This is a genomic window from Chamaesiphon sp., assembly GCF_041737865.1.
In the GTDB taxonomy this organism is placed as follows: Bacteria; Cyanobacteriota; Cyanobacteriia; order Cyanobacteriales; family Chamaesiphonaceae; genus Chamaesiphon.
Genome location: NZ_JBGSQZ010000284.1, coordinates 1 through 22,582, shown reverse-complemented (window position 1 = coordinate 22,582; position 22,582 = coordinate 1). Strand labels below are relative to the sequence as shown.

Below are 22,582 nucleotides of genomic sequence, written 5' to 3'. Positions count from 1 at the left end.
AAATTATTTAATCCTAAACTCTAAAATCTGCCCTTCCTCACTACCAAATTTTATCTGCATTCCTGACTGAAGCGGAAATTCTTGAGAGTGAACCTTTCGCCATTTATCCTCGCTAGCTAGAACATAACTGCCGAAGCGGGATGAATCTCGGAGATAGTAAATCCCATTACTAGGATCGGTCATTGATGAAGAACGATAGATAATTTCGGCATGGCGTTGAGATACCCAAGGCTCGACAATTACGAGATCGTTATCGCTCGATCTACCGACTCGCATCAAACCACGATCGATCGGAAAATCAGGATGAGTATGGAAACTTAGCGATCGCATATATGCGGCTGGAATCGATTGTACGACAAACGGAATCTCGGTCACTGCTTCGGCAAGTGGTCGAATTAATTCGCCATTAAATTCTGGGTGCATATACAGAATTGGCAAAGTCCAAGCAGGCTGATTAAACTTGTATGAAATTAGCAATTGTTGTCTGGCAATTGCGGCAGCTTCATCGATGCTCAGTCGCTGTGCTAAAGCCTGAGTAAACGTCTCAATAAAGCTCAAAGCCTCTCGATCTGCGATCGTATCTCGCATCGCAAGTACCGCCGGAACGCCATAATGGAGCAAGACTTCCGCGAGGCTACTGCGAGGGACTGCTTGTTGCTGGTGCTGATAAGGTTGCGCGCCCCAACAGGAATTAAACACGGCTAGTTTGACTCGACACCGCACGAGTAATTGCGCCAATTCTGTACCATTAATCCCACCGAGATCGTTGAGGATCAGCAATCCCCCATCTGGGGCGGGCATTCCATGTCCAGCATAGAAAAATACATTGTACTGCTGACTCTCCAGCGCGGTAATTAGTTCGGCGGGAGTGGGTTGAACTAGAGTATGGACTTTACAACCTGCCAGATTAAGCCGATTGGGGGGATTGAACCCGCTGGGCATGGTATTTCGCAGAGCTTGAGAAATCATTGCTGATTCCTGTTGAAGATCGAGAGCGGGACTTCCAGGGATATTCTGCCCCAAGACTAAGAGGATTTCGATCGATCGATCCAGTCGTTGCGGCGGTAGCGGATCGACATCACTATTGGTACGACTAAATAACACCTGTCGATCGAGCGAGAGTGCGGGCTTCCCTGGCTGTGACTGAAGGATCTCCCAGGGTAATGGGATTGAGTCGGGATCGCGGATTTCTAGGCGGAAGCGGAGCGATTTACCCTGCCCGATGGCGATGCCCTGACTTTGAGCAAAGGCATTTCCCACCTGTCTACAAAATAACCATTGCCACAACTTCAATCCCAGATGCTGCATCAGGTTAGCACTATAGATTTGGGGCGCAGGAGCGTCAGGCGGACTAATCGCTGCTAAATCTAAGTCGGGAATGTTTAGATCTTGATGACATGGCAGACAATAGGGTCTACTCCCAGGACTAAACAGCCCTTGCCAAGATAGCCAAATTTGGGACAGATCGATCGTCCAATTACAATTTTCAATGACATAGCCGCCAGGATATGGTGCTTTGAGCACCCATACAGCATAACTATCTGGCGTATTACCCAAGCGGGCGATCGCAATATTTAGAGAAGGATGTTCATCCACAGATAGAGAGCAGAAAAATAGAGGATAAGAATGTGTGAGGAATGAAATTATAGATCGTATCCAGTGCCATTATCGGCGATCGACCAACTGTTGTCACGAGTATAAATAGTAGATATATCCTCAAGCTGCTGTGATGTGCCCCAAAGTCGCTATACTGGCACTGTATGGTCAATCTTCAGCTATTCACCTTATGGGCTTAATTGAATTACTAATCCTATTTGGCTTAGGGGCAGGAACGGTAGGATTTATTAATAAGTCTAATCGACGCAAACGCCTAGAATCTGCTTTTTACCAATTATTACGGCAACAGGATAGTCAGATCTCCCTGATTCAGTTGATGGCAATTTCTCAAGTCAATAGTCAGACTGCCAAAATCTTTCTCGACGAACAGATGCGCCTACTCAACGGCATTCCAGAAGTTGATGATGACGGCGACACCTTTTATCGGTTTCCCAAATTGCGACTCCCAGATTCGATCGTTAACGATGACTGGTAAGGGATTTAGGTATTAGGCTTTAGGCTTTAGGCTACCCCTGTTAAGGTGAGCTGTTGTACTAGTGCAGCCTCAAAGGGCATAAAAGCGGAGTATAATTCGACTTGAAAGCCAAAAACCGAACCAGAGAGGGAATTGAAGATGATTAGTAACATCTTTGAGAGATTTGTAGAGCAGACACCCTTGACAGTGATGGTTAGGTGTTAGGGAAAATGTCTGGTTAGATGGTATCTCTCTAATAACCAACACTTTACAAACTTAATTCTGAAACATAAAGCCTCATACCTAAAGCCTCATACCTAAAGCCTAACACCTAATATCTAAAGCCTAATTGCACTACCGTCGTTTTGGTCGAACTAATCTGCTGCTATCCGCATTTTCTTTAGGAACAATGCGATGTTTAGCCGATCCCGATCTAAATTATCAGACCGTACATAAAGCTGTCTCGATGGGAATTAATCATCTAGAGACGGCGCGAGGATATGGGCAAAGTGAGACTTACTTGGGATTGGCTCTCCAGCGTGAGTTACCAGTTGAGCGATCGCAATTGTGTATTACAACTAAGCTGCCGCCAACACCAGATCGAGCATTAATGGCGCAGTGGATTGATGAATCTTTGGATCGCTTACAACTGGACTATATCGATTGTTTGGGAATTCATGGGATCAATACTCAAGAACATTTAGATTGGGTGAATGATGGCTGCTATCCAGCGATTGCAGATGCGATCGAGTGCGGAAAGATCAGACACGTCGGGTTTTCTACTCACGGTAGCTTGGATCTAATTCTGGCGGCGATTGAGACGCAATTGTTTAAATTTATCAACCTGCATTATTATTACTTTTACCAACGACTGGCTCCGGCGATCGCATTAGCTAGTAAATACGACATGGGGATATTTATCATTTCCCCTGCTGATAAAGGCGGTAAACTATACACCCCGCCAACGAATTTAGTGGAATTATGCCAACCATTGACACCCTTGGCATTTAATTATCGGTGGTTGTTGGCGGACGATCGCATTAGTACGCTTAGTCTCGGTGCTGCCAATCCTGATGAGCTTTACCCCTCGTTAGATGTAGCCGATGCCGACTATCCGCTGACGGCTACTGAGAGGGGAATTATCGATCGATTGGAGCGACAATTACAAACTAGTCTTAATACCGATCTTTGCAGTCAATGTTATGCTTGCTTGCCTTGTCCTGCCCAGATTAATATACCTGAAGTATTGAGACTGCGAAATCTGTCGGTTGCTTACGATCTGACTGATTACGGACAATATCGTTATCAGATGTTTGAAAATGCTGGACATTGGTTTCCTGGGATGAAAGCCAATCGTTGTAATGAGTGTGGGGATTGCTTGCCACGTTGTCCGCAAGGGTTGAATATTCCGCAGTTGTTAGCTGATGCACATGATAAGTTGCATACTCGTCAGGGGCGAAGATTGTGGGAATAGAAAGAGATTTTTTAGACAGGATGAATTCTGCTTAAATTATGATTTTATAAATGCGAATATCTTTCGATTTGGATAATACCTTAATTTACCGTCTATCTAAGTGATGAAAATGGGTGAATCGATTTATTCAGACTATTAAAAGCATAAATCAAGAGCTTTAATCCTATATTGGCATGTACTAGTTTAAAAATCAAAATGTTCATCAAAGAACATTTTCTTGTTGCCTAGCGTGAAAAATAGATACAGCGAGCGGGGTATATTGACAAGTAAGCGACGATCGTGAGATAAAACCTAACTCATCTAAATTCTCGATCGGGCACCTTCCAGACAACCGCAAAAAACACTAGAATATTAGATATAGTCAGACTAAATGAACATCAATCGCTCGATATTAAATCTTGCCAATAGTAACTGTAGATTAATTTATTTCTTCAATTCACCCATTAAATTTACATCAAACTCACGTTCGACGCGCTCGGATATTGCGATCGATAAATCTTGACTAGGTTGAGCAAAAGGTAATACCCAATTTTTAGCTAGGGCACGATCGAGAATATACCGAGCGATCGCAAATATAACCACACTTTTAGCTACGATTAAGCTATCCATCCAAACTTGGGACAGATCGAATTCGTCCACATTTACCTGGGCTAAACCGCGCACCAAACCAAAAGCTAATACCGCACCAGAATTGAGATGATCGTTGCGATCGGTACGAATGATATAACGGTAGGTAACACCGAACAGAAAGCCACTGACGATCGAGATCGAGACTACTAAACCCAGACTGACAAACGATCTCGAATATTCATGCGGCAGAAATCTATCGATCGTCAGCATCAAGCCATAGCTAATACCTGTGGCAATCCCACCGAGACTACCAGCCTTTACCGATTCAATTCGTTCTATTGTGTGTTGCATGGATTGTCAGTATACACAAAAGGCACCCTAGAGATCGAGATCGCGTAAAATAATGTAAGATAGATGACAGTTTGGGTATTGTAGAAAAGTCTGGGAGATTGCCCCCTCACAAGCTAAGATACCAATAGTAATTCAAAACCGAACAATGGTAGACCGTCCAATCAAGAAAGCCGATCGTCAAAATCCACCAGTTGAGAGCGACGGTACCCCCAAATCTTCTGAAGCACCCAGTAAGAAGAGTAGTTCCAACCGTGGTGGAGACAAAGGTGGCAAAAGAGACTCAAACAAAAGAGACGAACCTAGAGCACCAGAAAATCTCGCACTGATGAGAGGTCCAAAACCTAGCAAAGCTAAACCTCCAGTCATTAAGGAAGCAGAGCCAGAAGTTAGTGAAGATACTGGAACAGAAGATACATCGGTAGAAGCTACAGCAGATGAGGCTTAGAGCGTTTTAAACGATTGTATTTTCTAGCTAACAATTAGTTAAAATCCCATCTCTAAGCAGGGATCGATCTCGCGATCGATCCCTGCTTATTTTTGAAAGATGTTAATAATTCCTAAGACTTAAAGCTTAAATCCCCACTGATTGCCACAAAGATCGATCGGCGTTAGGTGGTACTAGAATCCACAAACTGCGGGGAACCACCCGAAAACTCATCGGTGTTTTGCCCAGATAATCGCCATCTACTTGTACGGGGAGAGCCTTACCCCGTTGTCCGCGAATGTCGATGTGTCGTCCCTGAAAATATTGCACCAACGGATCGCGGTTGTAGTGACGGGCAAAAATTGAAATTAACCGTCGTGGCGCAGATAACATTCCCCGTCCTTTGATCACGCAGATATCTAATAATCCATCATCGATCGTGGCATGAGCTGTCAATTTTAACACACCACCGTAGAGCTGACTATTCCCGATAATAATCATCAAAATTTTGCCGCGCACCCGCTTGCCGTCGATCCGTAATTTAGGGCGGACGCCGCGAAAATTCCAGGCAACTTGGATTGCTTGTTTAATATAGGCGATCGCCCCGAGTCTTTTCTTTTCTTTGGCACATATAGTCGCCGTCACGGCGGCATCAAAGCCGATTCCTGCCATGAGGAGGAAATAACGTTTACCAGCCATTCCAACGTCAATTTGGGTCAATTCTGAATCAGCTAGGCTGGCTGCTGCTTTGAGCAGATCCATCGATAGACCCATCTCCCGCGCCCAAATGTTGACTGTGCCCAAGGGCAGTACGCCAAGGGCTGTAGTAGTGCCGACTAAGCCATTCATTACTTCGTTTACCGTACCATCACCACCTGCGGCGACTACGGCATGATATCCAGCTTTTGAGGCTAGCTGGGCCTTGGTAGTGGCATCGCCTGGGGCCTTTGTAGCCGCGATTTGGACTTGCCAGCCGCGATCGCGCCATAAGTTTGCGACTCGATCGAGTGTATTCTTGAGGTTGGATGATTGTCCCGCTGTCGGATTGTAGATAATCAGAACTTGAAGGTTGGGTGTTAAGCTAGCACGCATTTGGGAAGTTTTTTTTGAACCGTAAGCTATCCGCAGAGGACGCAGAGGCTAGATAATAGAGAATGGATCGGCTGAGTAGGTTTCTATAAATCTATATTTTTCTCTGTAATTATTAATTTTTCGATATGTCTGATTTTTTGTTGGAAGTCGGTACTGAAGATCTACCCGCAGGGTTTATCAGCGATGCGATTCGGCAGTGGGAAAAGATGATTCCGGCGAGTTTAGCGGCTGAAGCCTTGACGAACGATCGGGTACAAATTTATGGTACACCACGTCGTCTGTCGGTTATTGTAACCAATTTACCCGATCGACAGATCGATCGAGTGGAAGAAATCAAAGGCCCACCCGCCGCAGCCGCTTATAAGGATGGACAACCGACTCCAGCAGCAATGGGTTTTGCCAAGAAGCAGGGAGTGGAAATATCTAGTTTAGAATTGCGTCCGACGGATAAGGGTGAGTTTATCTTTATAACTAAAACGATCGCGGGACGAGATACCAGGGAGATCTTAACTGAATTAATACCGCAGTGGATTTTTAAATTAGAAGGTAAACGGTTAATGCGTTGGGCTAATGGGGATCTGAAGTTTCCGCGTCCGATTCGCTGGTTGGTGACATTGTGGAACAATGATATCTTACCGATCGAAATTGTTAATGGCGAGGACGTGGTAAAAAGCGATCGAGTCTCATGTACTCATCGGGTACTGCATCCCGCACCAGTTTCCGTCGTTTCAGCCGCTCAGTATTTAAAAACCTTGGCAGATGGCTACGTAAATGTAGACCAAAATCAACGTACAGTCGATATCCAACAACAGATTCAAGCTGTGGCGACTAAAATGGGTGGAGTAGCGGAAGTTTATCCCGATCTGTTGGCGGAAGTAGTCAATCTCGTGGAATATCCGACTGCAATCGTCGGTAAGTTTGATGAGGAGTTTCTCCAGTTACCACCGGAAGTAATTACGACAGTGATGGTAACGCATCAGCGGTATTTCCCGATCTTTAAAGATGAGACTAAACAGGAGTTATTACCAAATTTTATTACGATCTCCAATGGCGATCCGGCAAAGTCCGATATTATCGCCGCAGGTAATGGGCGAGTCGTACGGGCACGACTCGCCGATGGTCAATATTTTTACAATGCTGACTTGTCCCAACTGCTGGTTGATTATTTGCCAAAACTAGACACCGTAACTTTCCAAGCGGATTTAGGCTCAGTCAGATTAAAAGTCGATCGGATTGTTAAAAATGCTAACTCGATCGGATCTCAATTAAGTTTAAGTCCCGAACAGTGTCAAGATATCGATCGAGCAGCATTGCTATGTAAAGCCGATCTCGTCACTCAAATGGTGGGTGAATTTCCCGAACTGCAAGGGATAATGGGTTCTAAATATGCGATCGCCAATGGTGAATCAGCCTCAGTAGCTACCGCACTCTTCGAGCATTACTTACCGCGTAATGCCGAAGATGTTTTACCTCAAACATTAACCGGACAAATCGTCGGGATTGCTGACAGGTTGGATACATTAGTCTGCATCTTTGGATTAGGGATGTTACCCACGGGTTCATCCGATCCTTTCGCCCTCAGACGGGCGGCAAATGCGGTCGTTAATATCGTCTGGAATGCTAACTTAAGTATAAATCTAGAACGGTTAATCGATCGGATCGTCACTGAATTTCAGCAAATCCGCACTCAAGTCAATCCCGCCGAACTCACCCAACAATTACAAGACTTCTTTATTCAAAGGTTGCGAAATTTACTCCAAGAAGATCGTCACATCGACTACGATCTCGTCAATGCCGTCTTAGGTGAAAACGACCCTGAATATACTGTTCGCGCATTAACAGACTTACTCGACACACGCGATCGAGCCATATTCCTTCAACAGATTCGCGATAACGGTACCTTAGAACAAATCTATCCGACCGTCAATCGATCGAGTAAATTAGCAGCTCAAGGGAACCTAGACACCCAGCAATTAGCACCCACCCAAGTAGTCCAAACTACCCTCTTCCAAAAATCCTCAGAGCAAGCCGTCTACGATGGTTTAATCGCCCTAGAACCCCAGACAAAAGCCGCCCAAGTCTCGCGTAACTATCAACAACTTATCGATGCTCTATCGCAGCTTACACCCGCGATTAGCAGCTTCTTTGATGGGGAAGATAGCGTACTGGTGATGGACTCAAATCCAGAGATTAAAACCAACCGATTGAATCTATTAGGATTGGTTCGCAATCATGCCAGAGTGTTGGCTGATTTCGGATCGATCGTTAAATAGTAGATAAATCGTAGGTTGCGTAGGGCGATCGCTCAACCTGCCCCTACGATTTTCTAGAAATATTGGGTTGTTGAATTGCATTTTTCAATCCAAATTACCATCTGAGCATCTATCAGAAATCATCTCAGTAAGGTTATTCCAAACTATTTTCATCTGAAAATTTTCAGAGGATATATCGTCTGCGTGGAAGTGGAAAACAGCAGAAGTAGGTTGCTGAATATTACTTCCACCGATTGCCCAGATCCCGACTTCAGTTGATATCAGCGGAAATATATTTGGCTCCACTTTAGACCAGCCTTCGTTAAGATACTTAAAAAGGTACCCGTAAATTTTCATTGCTTCACCAAGTGATAACAAAGACATCTCTGGGTCGGGAAAGTAAAAGTAGTTGTAATAGCAATTCCAATCCTTATCTCCTAACCCAATAGGTAAGACTCCATTCCCTCGTTGATATAAGTTATAAAATTCAACTGGAAGCTTATAGGGATAATCTGAGAGGATGGCATCTATCTCCTCAATAGTCAGCCTGGGCGCAGGTAAGTGTTGTCTCAAAATGATTTCCTGATTGAGTTCACCAATACGCTCTGGAGAGAGTCGATTTTTAATTTCTTCTGGCTTCAACAAATTGTATCCATTTGGGCAACAGTAATGTTCGACAACGTTGTCGCGAGGGTTTTGCTTTGCTACGAGCGCAATTATATCGATTACATCATTCATTAACATAGTCAAAACATAGGGTGGGCAATGCCTATGAGCAAACTTATACAAGGCTATAACGCTACCTTAATAGTATGTTGCTAACGGCAGGTATTATATTATTGTTGACTTTGCAATTTTCGTAAGTAACCTCAACGCCTCATTCACAGCCGCCGAATCTCGAAAGACTTCGGCTACATCTGGTTCAAGCACAATAATATTGGTAGCTTGTTTGTATGCTTCATAATACTTACCACGAACACCGCCTGTAAAATCATATTCTAGTCTCATCTCATCATCGATCGCTGTCTTAGGTTCCTGACTCATAAATTTTTCGCTCCTGTCGAGTAGCTAAACGGGCACTAATTAAACGTATTTCATTCGATCTCTCTGTTACGATCTACCTGTAAGCAAGAATTTAACATGAAATCGATCGATCTCGTAGGATACATAGCAGCAACGTTGACAACAGCAGCGTTTTTGCCGCAAGTTTTTAAGGTTTGGCAGTCCAAGTCAACTAAAGATCTAGCGTTGCCAACCCTACTATCGTTTATTGCTGGGGTTTCAATGTGGCTTGTTTATGGTTTATTAGTTGAAAGCACACCAATAATTATCGCCAATACAGCGACATTGGTGCTAAATTTAATAATTTTACGTTTTAAACTTAAATATGGATAGAGCGATTACTAAGCAGAGTTTCGTAGGTTTTCCAGCTAATCCCCGACAGGCGAATCATTTCATGCGGTGGGGCAAGTAGCGTTGCCGTCATAGCTTCAACTGAAATTGAATACTTCTATTTTAAGCTATACACTCGCGATCGAGTAAGATACGATCGGGAAATTAATTTAAGATCGAACTCCTGCGCCCTCCCTGCACTGAGCGAAGTCGAAGTGTGTCGCTGCGGTTAAAGAAACTATATATGAAAAAAGCTACTGTAATTGGTCTAGGTCGATCGGGTATCGCTGCTGCTAAACTATTAATCAAACATGGTTATACAGTTACGCTCAGTGACAGTAATAATAGCCCCAGTCTCGAAATCCAGAAACAACAACTAGAAACACTCGGAATCAACGTCAAACTCGGTGACAAATTCACACCTACCACCGAGGATATTATCGTTGTCAGCCCTGGGGTACCTTGGGACATCGAGCCTCTAGTCAGAGCTAGAGCAATGGGTATTGACACGATCGGCGAAATGGAATTAGCATGGCGATATCTCCAGGGTATTCCCTGGGTAGCGATTACTGGAACCAATGGTAAGACTACCACTACTGCCTTAACCGATGCGATTTTTAAAGCTGCTGGATTGGAAACTATCGCTTGTGGTAATATCGGTTTTGCTGCTTGTGAATTAGCTTTACTCGAAATGAAATCAGCCTGGATTATTGCCGAACTGAGTAGCTACCAAATCGAATCTACTTTTACCCTCAAGCCACAAATTGGTGTATGGACAACGTTAACGCCCGATCATTTAGCGCGTCATAAAACTGTTGATAAGTATGCGGAGATTAAGGCTAAATTACTTCGCAATTCACAGTATCAAATTTTTAATGGTGACGATCGATACTTACACGATCTAGGTGATTCGGATTGGCGAGATGCAACTTGGACGAGCGTACAAGGTCAAGAATATTTACAAGGAAATCCCGAATCTGGAGTTTGGATTGAAGATGATTGGGTCATGTTCAGAGGCGAAAAAGTACTCCAAGCTGACTCGCTCAAAATGCCTGGAGAGCACAATCTCCAAAATCTATTAATGGCTGTAGGTATTGCTAAATTAGCTGGAATTGAGAACAGCTCGATCGCCTCTGCTGTCGCTAATTTTCCTGGAGTTGCCCATCGATTAGAATATATCTGCACCTATCAAGGCGTGGATTATATTAATGATAGTAAAGCGACTAATTATGATGCCGCAGATGTCGGTTTGAGTGCTGTTAAAGCACCCGCGATCTTAATTGCAGGTGGCGCAGCTAAAGAAGGTGACGATCTGGCTTGGTTGGATACAATTAACCAAAAAGCAGCAGCAGTATTATTAATCGGTGATGCTGGGACTCAATTTGCCGATCGATTGCGATCGGTAGGATATACTAACCTTGAAATCGTCGAAACGATGGCAAATGCTGTAACTCGATCGAGTCAGCTAGCCCAAAAATATCAAGCCAAAGTCGTATTATTATCTCCTGCTTGTGCGAGTTTCGACCAGTACGATAGTTTCGAGCAGCGCGGTGATGATTTTCGTCAGTTGTGCCAAAACCTGCTGCAAGAAGTCAGGGAATAAAGGCATCCTCATTCTTTAACTTTTGGTTGTGGCTTAACTTGGCTAGAATCGCTAGGGGGAATACCATCGAGCAAGATCAGTGATTCCATCACGGATTTGACAATCGGTGCGGCAACATTACTACCAAAGGCTTTCTCCTTACCTTTGGGTTCATCGACCGCCGCAAAAACTACATATCGGTGTTGCCCATTTACAGGTAAAATCCCTACAAAGCTGGTGATTTTCTTATCATCTTGTCCGTAGCCACCTCTGACAGCTTTTTGAGATGTTCCGGTTTTGCCCGCAATCCGATAACCAGGAATTTGGGCCTTGACTCCAGAACCAGTAGTGACGACGGTTTCCATCATCTCTAGCACTGCTTGGGCATTAGTGGCAGAAAATATCTGACGGGGTTCGGGGAGAGCGGGTTTATCCTTTCGCACGCCAGTACTATCAAATAACCCTTCAACCACATGAGGCGTTACCAATCTACCCCCATTAGCAATACTCCCAATTAAAGTTACCAGTTGAATCGGTGTCAGCGAAAATCCCTGTCCGAAGGCAGCATTAGCAGGATAAATCGGCGATGCGATAAACTCTTTGCGACTTCTAATTTCCCCTCGTCCTTCCAGTGGCAGATCGATTCCCGATTTTTGACCTAAACCGATGTGTTGGAGCCAATTATAGTAAACATCTGGCTTGAGACGTTGCATCATTTTCACCATCCCCACATTACTAGAATGCTGGAGAATCTGAGCGATACTAATCTCACCATTACCTTTCTTATCAGAATTGCGAATGTTATATTTGCCCACAGTGACGATCCCGTCGTCGTAGAAGGTGGTATTAGGCGCAATTACCTTGTTTTCTAAGGCGATCGCCACAGCAATCGGTTTGAAGGTCGATCCTGGCTCATAGAGATCCGAGACAGCCGAATTTTGGAGCAAGGTTGGAGCGCGTTCCTTGCCCACTATTTTGCTGTAATTTTGGACGGCTTTGTCATAATGATTGGGATCGTATGTGGGTTCTACTACCAGAGATCGCAAGGCTCCGGTATCGGCATCCATGACTATTACCGTCCCCCGTCGCGTATTCCATTCCTTCATTTTATCGACCAAAGCCTTTCTAGCGGCACGTTGGAGTCGGAGATCTACTGTCAGGCCCAGTTGTAAGTCATCAGTATGTAAATAATCTGGTGTGACTCGATCGGGTAAAATTTTTCCTTTACCTGTCTTTGTCAGTTGGTATCGAGTGAGTTTTCGCTCCAGTAGTAACGATTGACTCGATTCTACTCCGGATTGAGCTTTGTGTTCCCAATCGAGGTAGCCTAAAACCTCAGCCATCATGTCACCTTGAGGATAGGATCGGGTGTAGTCGAGTTCCCCTTGGACGATATCTATTCCCTCTAGTTTCAAGGCTTTAATACGACTTTTTACATCTTCCCCCAAATCGGAGCCAATCCGCACTCCCGTTTTGCGCTGCTGAAATTTTTTCAGCAGATCCTGCGGACTACACTCTAAAATTGGTGCTAATCTTTGAGCCATATCCAATGGCGTAATACCCACTCTATTCCCATTTCTTGGCAACCCTTTCCCAAATAACACTTCACCAAATTTGATCGGGTGAGCGTAAATAGTATAGCTGGGTCGATCGATCGCAACTTGATTATTCGCTCGATCGACGATCGTTCGACGCGGTACAAATGGGGTAACCGTAATACTTTGCCGTTCGCGCGCGATCCGCTGCAACCTGGGGGCATCAATTATCTGGAGCCAAAATAATCTCAGCACCAACCCGAATGTTCCCAATCCCAGCACGAGCCAGATCCCAGCCAATCGATGCTTGGTATTTCGGACGAGAGTCGAACTTGGCGTCGGCAAGCGACTATTGCTGCCAAATTGGGCTGACTTTTTGCGGCGGATATTACTCATTCAATTAATACATTGGTGATAAAAGGCACAGTAAAATTTATTATTCGATTGTATCTTAACGAAAATGTCACATTTAGGTCGATCTAAACCATAAAATCGGTTAAGATTTGAACACACTGCTGTTTGGCAATTTCAAACAAATGCTCAAAAAGTCAGATAAATCGACAATCAAACGCGATTCGTCAGTCAGTTTAGAGTAGGTCGAATTAACTCGTTGGCGCAGTTTCTTCGAGCGATTCGCTCACTGATTTTGAGTTGCTGATTATACATATGCTTTACCGAGCATTCGATCGAGTATCTACTCAGACAACAGATCTAAGCTATTGTTGATTACAATATCCATAAAACTGGTTGTTACAAAATGAAACAGCAAAGTAGTTTAATCGTAATAGCACTACTGCTAGCGGCTGGTAGCACTACACTCAAAACTAGTGCCCAAACTGCTGCCGATAAATTCCCATTACCCACCTCGATGGCGGCAGGAACGAAAGTACAGATTGATGGTTCTAGTAGCCTCCAAACTGTCAATCAAGGTCTCAAAGAGCGATTTCAAAAGCAGTTCCCTGGCACGGATGTCGCTGTACCGACACAATACCAAGGTAGCGATCTCGGCGTCGAAGCAATAGCCCAAGACAAAGCTGATGTCGCTGGGATCGGTCGTGCGCTAACAAAAGAAGAAAAAGCTCAAAGCTTAATCGCCAAAGCGATCGGTAGATCCAAAATCGCCATCATTGTCAAAGATAGTAACCCATACACTGGCAATCTCACCCTCAAAGATTTTGCTAAAATTTATCGAGGTGAGGTCACAGACTGGTCGCAATTACCTAGTGCCAAAGGGGCAAAAGGGAAAATAAAAGTGATCGACAGACCAGATAGTAGCGATACCCGACGGGCATTTGCCAACTATCCAGTTTTTCAAAATGGCAAACTCAAGACAGGTAGGAATTCTGAGAAGCTCACTGAAGATTCGACTCAAGCAGTCGTCGATAAACTAGGTGAAGATGGAATTGGTTACGCACCCGCCGATCAAATTAAAAATATTCCAGGGATTAGATCGATTACGCTCCATAGTACCCAACCGGACAATCCAAAATATCCTTTCTCTCAACCTTTAGCCTACGTCTACAAAGATAAAGGCGGACAAGTTCGCGACGGTGCCAAGGCTTTTCTCGGCTATGTGGACGATCCGGCTGGTCAACTAGCAATTAAAGAATCGGTGGCGGTTAGTGCCGCCACAGTAGCCGCAGGGACAGCCTCTGATCCAACTGCAAGTACCACGGCAACGACAACTACTACCACGACTGAGACTACTACTCAAACCACTGGAGCCACTGGAACCACTGGAGCAGCAGGTACGACAACAGGTACCGAAACTACCAGCACGACGGCCAAAAATCCCGAAAAAGGTGGATTCAATCCATTGTGGCTATTGCTACTACCCTTGACTGGCGGATTACTCTGGCTGCTGCGGAAGAAACCTACAGCAGATCCGACCCCAATCGCTACTGCACCTGAAACTACCCCGACAATCAAACCACTATATCCACCACCACCATCTCGAACTGCTAGAGGCGATGGTTTATCTGGCGATCTATCTGGCGATTTGTCTTCTAATTTGGGGGGATACCGTCCTTCTGGCGATCTGCGATCGGGTGACTTGCGATCGGGCGATTTATCAGGTACTGTACCTTTACGCCCAACCGTCGAACCAAGTATTAATTTCAATGGTGTCATCGATCCAGTTAAAAATAAAGCCACCGAGATCGACCTAGCTGGTGGCGCAGCATTGGCAGGTGGAGCCGCAGCCGCACTTGGCAAAGGCATCTTCGATCTGACCCAAGATTCAATTCGCGATCGAGGTGCAGACCGAGTCAGCGAACTACATCCCCCCGAAATCAAAGCCCCCGACATCGACCTGTCAAACCCTCTAGAAGGGCTGAAAGACAAGTCTTCCAATTTCATCCCCAATTTAGACACCAACAACCCTCTAGAAGGCATCAAGAGCAATAGTGACTTTAGTAAATCTAGTGGCTCGGCCAACTTATTTGACGATCTCCACTCAGCAGATCTGAGCCTCGAAATCCCCAATCTCACTACCAACAATCCATTAGATGGGATCCAATCCAAAGTTACTGAAGCAACGCCAGATATCAATCTCGATCGTCCTGGTACCGGAACGGTAGACTTGGCAGATTTCCTCAAAGGTGGTGGAGCCGTCGCAGCAGGTGGCACAGCATTGGCAGGTGGAGCCGCCTTAGCTGGCGGTGCTGGTGAGTCGATCGGCGACTTCTTGAATGGTCGAACAGATGCAGCTCAACCTGAGATACCAGTAGCAGAAGAATCGATCGATCGCGATCCTTTTGACATTGGCGATCCTCTGACTCTAGTTCAGGAGTCAAATACCCTCCCAGATAATTCACTTGAATTACTCTCTCTGGACATTGACAACAACCTGTTTGACTTTGGGGATTTGGATCTAGGTCAAAATCGAGATGCCAATCCAATATCTGAGGATATCGATCTCTTCAATCTGGACGATCCCTTCAGTGGTTTAACAGATGATGCTAGTAACTTCTTCACAACTACTAATGCCGCAGTCGGCGCAGCCGGAGCAGGGGCAATCGCGGGTGGTGCAGCCTTATTCGGCGGTGACAAAAAACCCTCATCCGAATTAGAAGTCCCAAATCCAGAAATGGATGCTTTCGATCGCGATTTGGATGCAATTGACCTTAGCGATTTGGATGAAGATCCATTCGCTGGTTTATCCGATCTACTCGGTGAGGATACTGGTAATATGGCCGAACAGTCAAAATCCGAACCGAGTGATTTCTTTGCTAGCATCAAAGATAAGGCTAGTGATTTAGTTGAAGATGGCAAAGGTTTGGGTGGTGCTGCTTTCGCGGGTGGTGTCGCCGCTACCTTCGGAGCTGGAAAAGCAGTTCAATCTTTCTTCAATAGCAAAGAAACTCCAACTGATAGCGCAGCAAATTCGATCGGACGCAGCGATCTTTCTGGCAATCTCTACAGCGAAGGTCAAATTACCCTCGTTTCCCCTAGTCCCACTCAAGCCTATGCTCACTGGGAAATCCCCGTGCGGTTGAAGCAGCAGTTGCGGGCGCAAGGTGGTCAAAGATTGGCAATTCGACTCTACGATGTCACTAATGCCGATCTTAATGTTGAGTTACCAACTATTTTCAAAGAATTTGAATGTAGTGATTCAGCTTGGGATTTGGAACTACCCATCAGTCAGAGCGAACATCGTTATTTAACTGAAATTGGTTATATAACTGAAGATGGACGCTGGTTGATGTTGGCTCGTTCCGCTCCATTATGGATTCGCTAATAATCTATCTCTAGTCACAACGAGACAAAAGAGCAGCAATTTCTCGGAAATTGCTGCTCTTTTGTCTCGTTGTGACTAGAGATAGATTGGTAGACTTGACATCCGCCATTCACCATTCACTAAACACTAGTAACTATGTTTTGATGCAAGATGTGAAATTACTAATCCCTAATCCCCGATCTGAACGATTGCTGTAACCGCAACAGTGTTGCTGTTTGATAAAGATTGAGCGGGAGTAATGAAATACCTTCGAGCCGTGATTGTACCCAGCCTTCACCCCAATACCACTCATGATACCCATCGACACCTTGACTGAGCAGAAGTCGTAAACATTGGGAATCGACTCGATCGACTTGAGATCCTACCACCAACGAGCCGAAACTAGTTTCAAATTTTGTACCCAACGTCAGTAGATCTGGGCTAGAAAAACTCACCTGCTGGGGAAAGAGCCACTTTTTTAGTGCTGAGGGTGATAATAATCGATCGCGAATCGTACTAGGCGTAGCTGGAACTTCAATCCGCAATTCACTTCGTTGGAAATTACCGAGCATGATGAGATAACAGTTAAGGATGGATTTACAAAAGTCTTAGCAATCCTCGAAAAATCAAACCGATCTTTTGCGGAATCACTAACGCAGGCATTGTAGTTATATCCTAACGCTAAATTAATTGCTAACTACCAGTTCGACCGAACCTCTTGGTGATGACTACTCAGCAGGAGTAGCCAGCGTAGCGATACATTAAGTCCACGAGCGTCAAAATGTGGCTACGATCGATAATAATAACACGAGCGATTCCGCAAAGCGGAGGCTACGCCAACGACCCAACTACACCGCGATTCCCGTTTGAGAGGTTTTGCCAACGAGAGCCAACGTCAGCGACGAGAAAATAAGATCGGCATGGAGACGATCTTAGCTCACTGCTAGATCCCTATTCCCAAAATCAATCAACCTCACATCTACCAACCTTTATCCCTGAGGTATCTCTTATGTTCAATCGTCAGTTTAGTCTATTGGTAATAGCAACTTTATTGCTATCACCCAACTTAGTTAATGCTAATGAAATCGATGAAAATCCGAATTTATCGATCGGAAATGTTCAGATCCAAACTACTGAGAGCGGTACAACAATTCAAACCCCGAAGATTAAAATAACCACTCCCAAAGCAACTGAAAATCGCGTAATTATCAGTCGGACTCGTCGGCGCAATCTCACTCAAGTCAGACGTGGGCGCACATCTACGCCAGCGATGATTCGCCAGCGGGTAGAGTCGAATCGACAAAACACCAATCCCACCGCACAGATTCGCAATTCAACCATTCGTAGTTCGAGGAATGAAGATAGTTCAGAATCTATCATCGAGCAACAGCAGTCGGTTCAGTGCAGTGGTAGCGGTAGTTCAGTCAGTCAATCTTCTTCCACTACTGTCAATGGACGCACCATCAGCTCGGAAGTTAGTAAAAATTGCCAATAAGTAGCTACTCCCGTACTAGTGTCAAATTAGATTAGTGGTGAGCGAATGGCGAATCGCGATCGTCTGGACACCCAACGATCGCGATTTGCTATCAACTATCAACTATCAACTATCTAATCAATCTCCACCAAAGATTTCAATCTCTGTAAATGCAGCAACGGGTGCACCGTGTCCTACCCAGACAATCTGATTGGGTTCGCCTTTACCACAGAAGGGAGAGCCGTACATTTCCCAGGTATTGGCATTCCCAACTTGGGCGAGATTGCCCCAAAATTGGGGTGTGACACCGCGATAATTGGGGTTGCGGATGGTTTTAGTCAATTTGCCATTTTCGATCGCTTTGGCGTACTCACAGCTAAACTGAAATTTGTGGCGTTGGTCGTCGATCGACCAGGAACGATTGGACTCCATATAGATACCGTGCTCGATCCCACCGATAATTTCGTCAAAGCTTTGAGAGCCAGGTTCGAGATTGATATTTGCCATCCGATCGATCGGTGGACGATTCCAGCTACAGGCGCGGCTACAAGATACTCCTGGCAAATCCAACCGCGCTTGACTTTCTAGGCTTCCCAGTCCCCGCTCCAAGATCCCATCGCGAATGATATATTCCCGCGTCGCCGTAGCTCCAGTATCATCAAAACCATAACTGGCAAATTCGCCTGAGACTGTCGGATCGAAAGTAATATTCATCAAGGGCGAACCGTAGACGAGATTACCAAAATCAGTAGGTTTAACAAAACTACCCCCCGCATAATTGCGTTCGTCACCCAAAATTCGATCTAATTCGAGCGGATGTCCGACACTTTCATGGATTTGCAACAGTAGTTGATCCGGTGCGAGTACCAGATTGGTTGTCTCAGTGGGACATTCGATCGCCGTCAGCAATTCTACCGCCTGTTCCCCCACCTGTTGCACTCGCGCCCACAGATCGGCGGTGAGAAAATATTCCATCCCGCCTTGATAGCATCGAGCCAGTCCCCCGCGATCGCTCCGATGTTGGATAATAGCTCCATCCTGAGCTGTCGCTGCATAATCTGTCGTCATCAGCAAGAATTTCTGATAGACATCAGAACCATTGCTACTAACGAACCAAGTTTCCAATTCGCGGGTAATAATCGTGGCACTGGTTTGAACGATTTGCGCCCCGACTTTGAGGGTATGACAAATCTTGCTCAATTGCTCGCTAATTTCGCCAGGAGTCAGGCTATTAAATGGTTGGAGGGTGGGCGAGACGTATTGCCCGACTACCTTAGGTCGCTGGGCTGTGCCGATCGGGTAAATTCGATATTCACGCGCGGCGATCGCTTGATGATATGCTGCGGTAGCGGCGGCGTGAACTCCCTTGGGGTTGAGCAGATTCGTCGCACCGTAACCGATTTGTCCATCGATAAGGACTTCGATCATCACCCCTTCACTAATCGTCGTACTATTATTTTGTGGCATTCCGTCCCGTGCCGAGCGAGCAACAGCGACTTCCCGCACTTTCCGCAATCCCACCCAATCCACAGGTAGATCGATGCAGTCGAGCAAATCGCTAAGTTGAAGAGTTGGTGTGGTGAGCATGGATGTGGGGCTACGGTGTGTATAAGTCTATTGGAGTTGCTGCGGGGAAACTCTACCCTACCCCAGCCCTCCCCTTGGAAAGGGGAGGGGCAAAAGTCCAGGAATGGGGGACAAAGAAGTAAAAAGTGAGGATGTTTCTATTAAAGTCTAAAGCCTAATTTCCGGGCGAAGATGGTAATGTCGATACCGCAAGTAATCCGCGATTATTTGCCCATGATCGAAGCATAACTGTGAGGGAATTTCCCACGGTGCAAAGATGCCCACACTTTTAGCATCATCTTGAGCGATCGGGGTTCCTACTGCTGTAGCGATAAATACCATACTAATAGTATGCTGCCTCAAATCGCGATCGGGTGCTGAATAAAGATGAAATTGTTCTACCAGTTGCACATCCAGTCCGATTTCTTCTTTTGCTTCTCGGATTGCGGCTGTCTCTAATGATTCTCCATAGTCTACAAAGCCGCCAGGTAATGCCCAGCCATGCGGTGGATTCAGCCGTTCGATCGTAATGATGGGGCGATGGGGTCGATCGATTAGTTCGATGATGATATCTACAGTGGGTGTGGGATTGCGGTAAGTCACGGTTGAATTGTGCAGCTAGGATCGATCGTCTTAGATTATCATTATTTTCTGTCCCTTTGGCAGAGTAAAACACCAGAATAATACATGAATTACCCCTACATTTTAGTACATATATTTCTCAATATTCCCGATCCGATCCAGTTGTAAATTAACGCTCGATGTGTGATTTAATCCCTATTTGCTAAGATTTGAGCAGGTTATAGTTGCAGATGTAAATGCTATTAATCAGCTTACAAATAGTCACTACACTCGTCCAGCCATGTCACCATCTACTTATACTACTAGAGAGCCAATAGCCAACGATATCCTATCTTCAGCCAATGCCAAGTACAAAGATCGCGATTATTTAGGCGCGTTAACAGCATATACAGAAGCAATCCAGATCGATCCCAATAATGCACTAGCTATTTGTTGTCGTGGAGTTGCTCACTATCGCCTGGGTAACGATCGAGATGCAATGATAGACTATAGTCGGGCGATCGCGATCGATCCAAAATTGGCAATTGCATATTACCGACGGGGTTTTTTGCGTTATCTAGCTAAAGATTATTTGGGTGCGATTGCTGACTACAATAAGTCGATCGAACTCAAACCCGATTTTGCACTTGCTTATTCCAATCGTGGTTATGCCTACCGCGATTTATACGGTGAACAAGAAGCACTGCTTGATTGGCGATTTGCCGCTAAATTATTTAAAGAACAAGGTAACATCACCAAATACCAAAGTACGATGCGATTGATCGAGCATATTTATGATGATGCAAGTTGCGCTTCGGGAATGCTTTAGCAAAAAGCTCGCTAAAAACAGCGAGCTTTTTCATCGCAGTTATCTTGAATCCATGGTGCGTTACGGCTTGCGCCTAACACACCCTACGTCAAATGTTTAAGGTTTGCGCCCAACACACCAGACATCAACTACGCTTCAGCACTAACAACCGATTTATACAGCGATTCGTAGGCTTGAGCCGAGCGAACCCAACTAAAATCACTCTCCATCCCCCGTTGTTGGAGTGCTTGCCATTGCGGCTTATAATTGAAACCTTCGGAAGCGCGTACCATACAAGTGTAGAGATCCAACGCTTCATAGCGATCGAAACAATAGCCTGTACCCCGCTGATTTTGCGGATCGTGGTGAGTAACTGTATCGACTAATCCACCCGTACGTCGCACAATCGGTACACAACCATAGCGCATCGATAGCATCTGAGAGATCCCACAAGGTTCAAACCGACTCGGCATCAAGAAGGCATCCGTACCCGCATAAATCCGCCGTGAGAGCGACTCATTGTACATCAGATAAGTAGCCATCCGCCCTGGAAAACGCGAGGCTAATTGCCATAATTGCGTTTCATAATTGCGATCGCCCGTACCCAATACCACAAACTGAGCATCAGTGTAGGCGAGAAAGCGATCGAGTGTCTGGAGCATCAGATCCAGCCCTTTTTGCTCCACCAATCGGGATACCATCCCCACGAGAAAAGTCTTAGGATTTATCGCTAAACCAAGTTCCTGTTGGAGTGCAGCTTTATTCTGACGGCGATCTTCGATCGTTTTTGCCGTATAAGTTTGAGCTAGAGCTTTATCATTTGCCGGATCGTAAACTTCGGTATCGATCCCATTGACAATTCCCGACAATCTCCCACTCACAAACGATAGCAGCCCCTCCAGTGTCTCCCCATATTCGATCGTCTGAATCTGGGCGGCATAAGTAGGCGAAACTGTATTGACTCGATCGGCAAATTGTACCGCTGCTGCCATCGTATTATGTCCCTGCATGTACCAAGGACACCAGGTAATCCGCTCCAGATACCACCGCCACGGCCCTTGGTAGGCTAAATTATGAATGGTGAAGATCGTACTAATATCGGGATCTTGGTGCATCCAGACAGGTAACATCCCCGTATGCCAATCGTGACAGTGGAGGACATTTGGCTTCCAATAATTCCAACAGAATTCCGCCGCGCCATTGGCAAAAAACGTAAAACGCCAATCCTCATCCTCTCCGCCATAAATCCGCAGCGGATCGAACGCTGGATGCCCAAATAAATACAAGGGAACGTCGGTACCTGGCAACACTGTCTCATACACCGCGAAGTGATTGAACATCGCGTCGCCCTCCCACACAGGCTCGTAGGGAATATCTAATTTACCCACGAGGGAGCCGTAATAAGGCATAAATATCCGTACATCATGCCCCATTTTGCGTAAAAATTTGGGCAACGCACCCACCACATCACCCATACCACCAACTTTGGCAATGGGAGCAGCTTCCGCCGCAACAAATAAAATCTTCATAAATAGATGAGATATTGACTTTTATATTTAGGCGGTCGGTACTGGGAGCATAACACTTTTGCGATGAGTATTTATACTTACGATAATTTAAGCTACGGTTTTTAGATTAACCCCAATCATTCCATTCAAATAAGCTACTCGATGCGCCAAAACCTGTGGCACATTTCGCTCATTCCATTGTGC

General features: G+C 45.3%; 19 protein-coding genes. 9 read left to right on the top strand and 10 right to left on the bottom strand.

Annotation, left to right across the window (positions count from 1 at the left end; translation table 11 throughout):
• Window positions 1–3 precede the first annotated feature (3 nt).
• On the bottom strand, window positions 4–1,596 hold the full coding sequence (locus ACEW9J_RS21760) for a CHAT domain-containing protein (RefSeq protein WP_373547177.1): 1,593 nt from the start codon (window positions 1,594–1,596) through the stop codon (window positions 4–6).
• Window positions 1,597–1,786: 190 nt separating this feature from the next.
• Between ACEW9J_RS21760 and ACEW9J_RS21755 the strand changes: the two genes are divergently transcribed.
• Window positions 1,787–2,092, top strand: a complete 306-nt coding sequence (locus ACEW9J_RS21755; RefSeq protein WP_373547176.1) for a hypothetical protein — start codon at window positions 1,787–1,789, stop codon at window positions 2,090–2,092.
• A gap of 328 nt (window positions 2,093–2,420) precedes the next feature.
• Complete coding sequence (locus tag ACEW9J_RS21750) at window positions 2,421–3,545, top strand: aldo/keto reductase (protein ID WP_373547175.1); 1,125 nt, start codon at window positions 2,421–2,423, stop codon at window positions 3,543–3,545.
• 423 nt (window positions 3,546–3,968) lie between these two features.
• Here ACEW9J_RS21750 and ACEW9J_RS21745 read toward each other — a convergent pair whose 3' ends face one another.
• Complete coding sequence (locus tag ACEW9J_RS21745) at window positions 3,969–4,466, bottom strand: hypothetical protein (protein ID WP_373547174.1); 498 nt, start codon at window positions 4,464–4,466, stop codon at window positions 3,969–3,971.
• Window positions 4,467–4,611: 145 nt separating this feature from the next.
• Here ACEW9J_RS21745 and ACEW9J_RS21740 point away from each other — a divergent pair, with 145 nt between their 5' ends.
• Window positions 4,612–4,911: a hypothetical protein gene (locus ACEW9J_RS21740; RefSeq protein ID WP_373547173.1), complete on the top strand. Its 300-nt coding sequence runs from the start codon at window positions 4,612–4,614 to the stop codon at window positions 4,909–4,911.
• A gap of 126 nt (window positions 4,912–5,037) precedes the next feature.
• Here the strand turns inward: ACEW9J_RS21740 and ACEW9J_RS21735 are convergent, their stop codons facing one another.
• On the bottom strand, window positions 5,038–5,982 hold the full coding sequence (locus tag ACEW9J_RS21735) for a diacylglycerol kinase family protein (RefSeq protein WP_373547172.1): 945 nt from the start codon (window positions 5,980–5,982) through the stop codon (window positions 5,038–5,040).
• A 125-nt stretch (window positions 5,983–6,107) separates the two neighbouring features.
• Between ACEW9J_RS21735 and glyS the strand changes: the two genes are divergently transcribed.
• Window positions 6,108–8,255 carry a glycine--tRNA ligase subunit beta gene (gene glyS, locus ACEW9J_RS21730; protein ID WP_373547171.1) on the top strand — a complete coding sequence of 716 codons (2,148 nt, stop codon included), beginning with the start codon at window positions 6,108–6,110 and terminating at the stop codon, window positions 8,253–8,255.
• An 84-nt stretch (window positions 8,256–8,339) separates the two neighbouring features.
• Here glyS and ACEW9J_RS21725 read toward each other — a convergent pair whose 3' ends face one another.
• Together ACEW9J_RS21725 and ACEW9J_RS21720 are read right to left on the bottom strand one after the other, a co-directional pair.
• On the bottom strand, window positions 8,340–8,972 hold the full coding sequence (locus ACEW9J_RS21725) for a hypothetical protein (RefSeq protein ID WP_373547170.1): 633 nt from the start codon (window positions 8,970–8,972) through the stop codon (window positions 8,340–8,342).
• 93 nt (window positions 8,973–9,065) lie between these two features.
• Window positions 9,066–9,278: a hypothetical protein gene (locus ACEW9J_RS21720; RefSeq protein ID WP_373547169.1), complete on the bottom strand. Its 213-nt coding sequence runs from the start codon at window positions 9,276–9,278 to the stop codon at window positions 9,066–9,068.
• Between the two features lie 96 nt (window positions 9,279–9,374).
• Between ACEW9J_RS21720 and ACEW9J_RS21715 the strand changes: the two genes are divergently transcribed.
• Window positions 9,375–9,629, top strand: coding sequence for a SemiSWEET transporter (locus tag ACEW9J_RS21715; protein WP_373547168.1), 255 nt, complete (start codon window positions 9,375–9,377; stop codon window positions 9,627–9,629).
• A gap of 241 nt (window positions 9,630–9,870) precedes the next feature.
• A complete protein-coding gene (gene murD, locus ACEW9J_RS21710; RefSeq protein ID WP_373547167.1) occupies window positions 9,871–11,229 on the top strand; it encodes a UDP-N-acetylmuramoyl-L-alanine--D-glutamate ligase in 1,359 nt (452 codons plus the stop codon).
• A gap of 8 nt (window positions 11,230–11,237) precedes the next feature.
• On the opposite strand, the gene ACEW9J_RS21705 is transcribed toward murD, so the two are convergent.
• On the bottom strand, window positions 11,238–13,139 hold the full coding sequence (locus tag ACEW9J_RS21705; protein WP_373547166.1) for a peptidoglycan D,D-transpeptidase FtsI family protein: 1,902 nt from the start codon (window positions 13,137–13,139) through the stop codon (window positions 11,238–11,240).
• A gap of 361 nt (window positions 13,140–13,500) precedes the next feature.
• Between ACEW9J_RS21705 and ACEW9J_RS21700 the strand changes: the two genes are divergently transcribed.
• Window positions 13,501–16,482 carry a substrate-binding domain-containing protein gene (locus ACEW9J_RS21700; protein WP_373547165.1) on the top strand — a complete coding sequence of 994 codons (2,982 nt, stop codon included), beginning with the start codon at window positions 13,501–13,503 and terminating at the stop codon, window positions 16,480–16,482.
• Between the two features lie 161 nt (window positions 16,483–16,643).
• Here the strand turns inward: ACEW9J_RS21700 and ACEW9J_RS21695 are convergent, their stop codons facing one another.
• The gene (locus ACEW9J_RS21695; RefSeq protein ID WP_373547164.1) at window positions 16,644–17,033 is read right to left on the bottom strand and encodes a hypothetical protein; all 390 of its coding nucleotides are present in this window, start codon (window positions 17,031–17,033) and stop codon (window positions 16,644–16,646) included.
• A gap of 437 nt (window positions 17,034–17,470) precedes the next feature.
• On the opposite strand from ACEW9J_RS21695, the gene ACEW9J_RS21690 reads away from it, so the two are divergent.
• Entirely contained in the window at window positions 17,471–17,956 is a 486-nt protein-coding gene (locus ACEW9J_RS21690; RefSeq protein ID WP_373547163.1) for a hypothetical protein, read from the top strand.
• A 117-nt stretch (window positions 17,957–18,073) separates the two neighbouring features.
• Here ACEW9J_RS21690 and ACEW9J_RS21685 read toward each other — a convergent pair whose 3' ends face one another.
• On the bottom strand, window positions 18,074–19,522 hold the full coding sequence (locus ACEW9J_RS21685; RefSeq protein ID WP_373547162.1) for a TldD/PmbA family protein: 1,449 nt from the start codon (window positions 19,520–19,522) through the stop codon (window positions 18,074–18,076).
• Window positions 19,523–19,669: 147 nt separating this feature from the next.
• Window positions 19,670–20,104 (bottom strand): NUDIX domain-containing protein, encoded by a 435-nt coding sequence (locus ACEW9J_RS21680; protein ID WP_373547161.1) that lies wholly within the window; start codon window positions 20,102–20,104, stop codon window positions 19,670–19,672.
• A gap of 259 nt (window positions 20,105–20,363) precedes the next feature.
• Here ACEW9J_RS21680 and ACEW9J_RS21675 point away from each other — a divergent pair, with 259 nt between their 5' ends.
• Window positions 20,364–20,891 (top strand): tetratricopeptide repeat protein, encoded by a 528-nt coding sequence (locus ACEW9J_RS21675; RefSeq protein WP_373547160.1) that lies wholly within the window; start codon window positions 20,364–20,366, stop codon window positions 20,889–20,891.
• Between the two features lie 128 nt (window positions 20,892–21,019).
• Here the strand turns inward: ACEW9J_RS21675 and glgA are convergent, their stop codons facing one another.
• On the bottom strand, window positions 21,020–22,399 hold the full coding sequence (glgA, locus tag ACEW9J_RS21670; RefSeq protein ID WP_373547159.1) for a glycogen synthase GlgA: 1,380 nt from the start codon (window positions 22,397–22,399) through the stop codon (window positions 21,020–21,022).
• Between the last annotated feature and the right edge of the window lie 183 nt (window positions 22,400–22,582).

Excerpts from the sequence above, each read along its gene's own strand:
- ACEW9J_RS21755 (WP_373547176.1), top strand. The coding sequence starts at position 1,787 with ATGGGCTTAATTGAATTACTAATCCTATTTGGCTTAGGGGCAGGAACG.
- ACEW9J_RS21745 (WP_373547174.1), bottom strand. The coding sequence starts at position 4,466 with ATGCAACACACAATAGAACGAATTGAATCGGTAAAGGCTGGTAGTCTC.
- ACEW9J_RS21740 (WP_373547173.1), top strand. The coding sequence starts at position 4,612 with ATGGTAGACCGTCCAATCAAGAAAGCCGATCGTCAAAATCCACCAGTT.
- ACEW9J_RS21735 (WP_373547172.1), bottom strand. The coding sequence starts at position 5,982 with ATGCGTGCTAGCTTAACACCCAACCTTCAAGTTCTGATTATCTACAAT.
- glyS (WP_373547171.1), top strand. The coding sequence starts at position 6,108 with ATGTCTGATTTTTTGTTGGAAGTCGGTACTGAAGATCTACCCGCAGGG.
- ACEW9J_RS21725 (WP_373547170.1), bottom strand. The coding sequence starts at position 8,972 with ATGAATGATGTAATCGATATAATTGCGCTCGTAGCAAAGCAAAACCCT.
- ACEW9J_RS21720 (WP_373547169.1), bottom strand. The coding sequence starts at position 9,278 with ATGAGTCAGGAACCTAAGACAGCGATCGATGATGAGATGAGACTAGAA.
- ACEW9J_RS21715 (WP_373547168.1), top strand. The coding sequence starts at position 9,375 with ATGAAATCGATCGATCTCGTAGGATACATAGCAGCAACGTTGACAACA.
- murD (WP_373547167.1), top strand. The coding sequence starts at position 9,871 with ATGAAAAAAGCTACTGTAATTGGTCTAGGTCGATCGGGTATCGCTGCT.
- ACEW9J_RS21705 (WP_373547166.1), bottom strand. The coding sequence starts at position 13,139 with ATGAGTAATATCCGCCGCAAAAAGTCAGCCCAATTTGGCAGCAATAGT.
- ACEW9J_RS21700 (WP_373547165.1), top strand. The coding sequence starts at position 13,501 with ATGAAACAGCAAAGTAGTTTAATCGTAATAGCACTACTGCTAGCGGCT.
- ACEW9J_RS21695 (WP_373547164.1), bottom strand. The coding sequence starts at position 17,033 with ATGCTCGGTAATTTCCAACGAAGTGAATTGCGGATTGAAGTTCCAGCT.
- ACEW9J_RS21690 (WP_373547163.1), top strand. The coding sequence starts at position 17,471 with ATGTTCAATCGTCAGTTTAGTCTATTGGTAATAGCAACTTTATTGCTA.
- ACEW9J_RS21685 (WP_373547162.1), bottom strand. The coding sequence starts at position 19,522 with ATGCTCACCACACCAACTCTTCAACTTAGCGATTTGCTCGACTGCATC.
- ACEW9J_RS21675 (WP_373547160.1), top strand. The coding sequence starts at position 20,364 with ATGTCACCATCTACTTATACTACTAGAGAGCCAATAGCCAACGATATC.
- glgA (WP_373547159.1), bottom strand. The coding sequence starts at position 22,399 with ATGAAGATTTTATTTGTTGCGGCGGAAGCTGCTCCCATTGCCAAAGTT.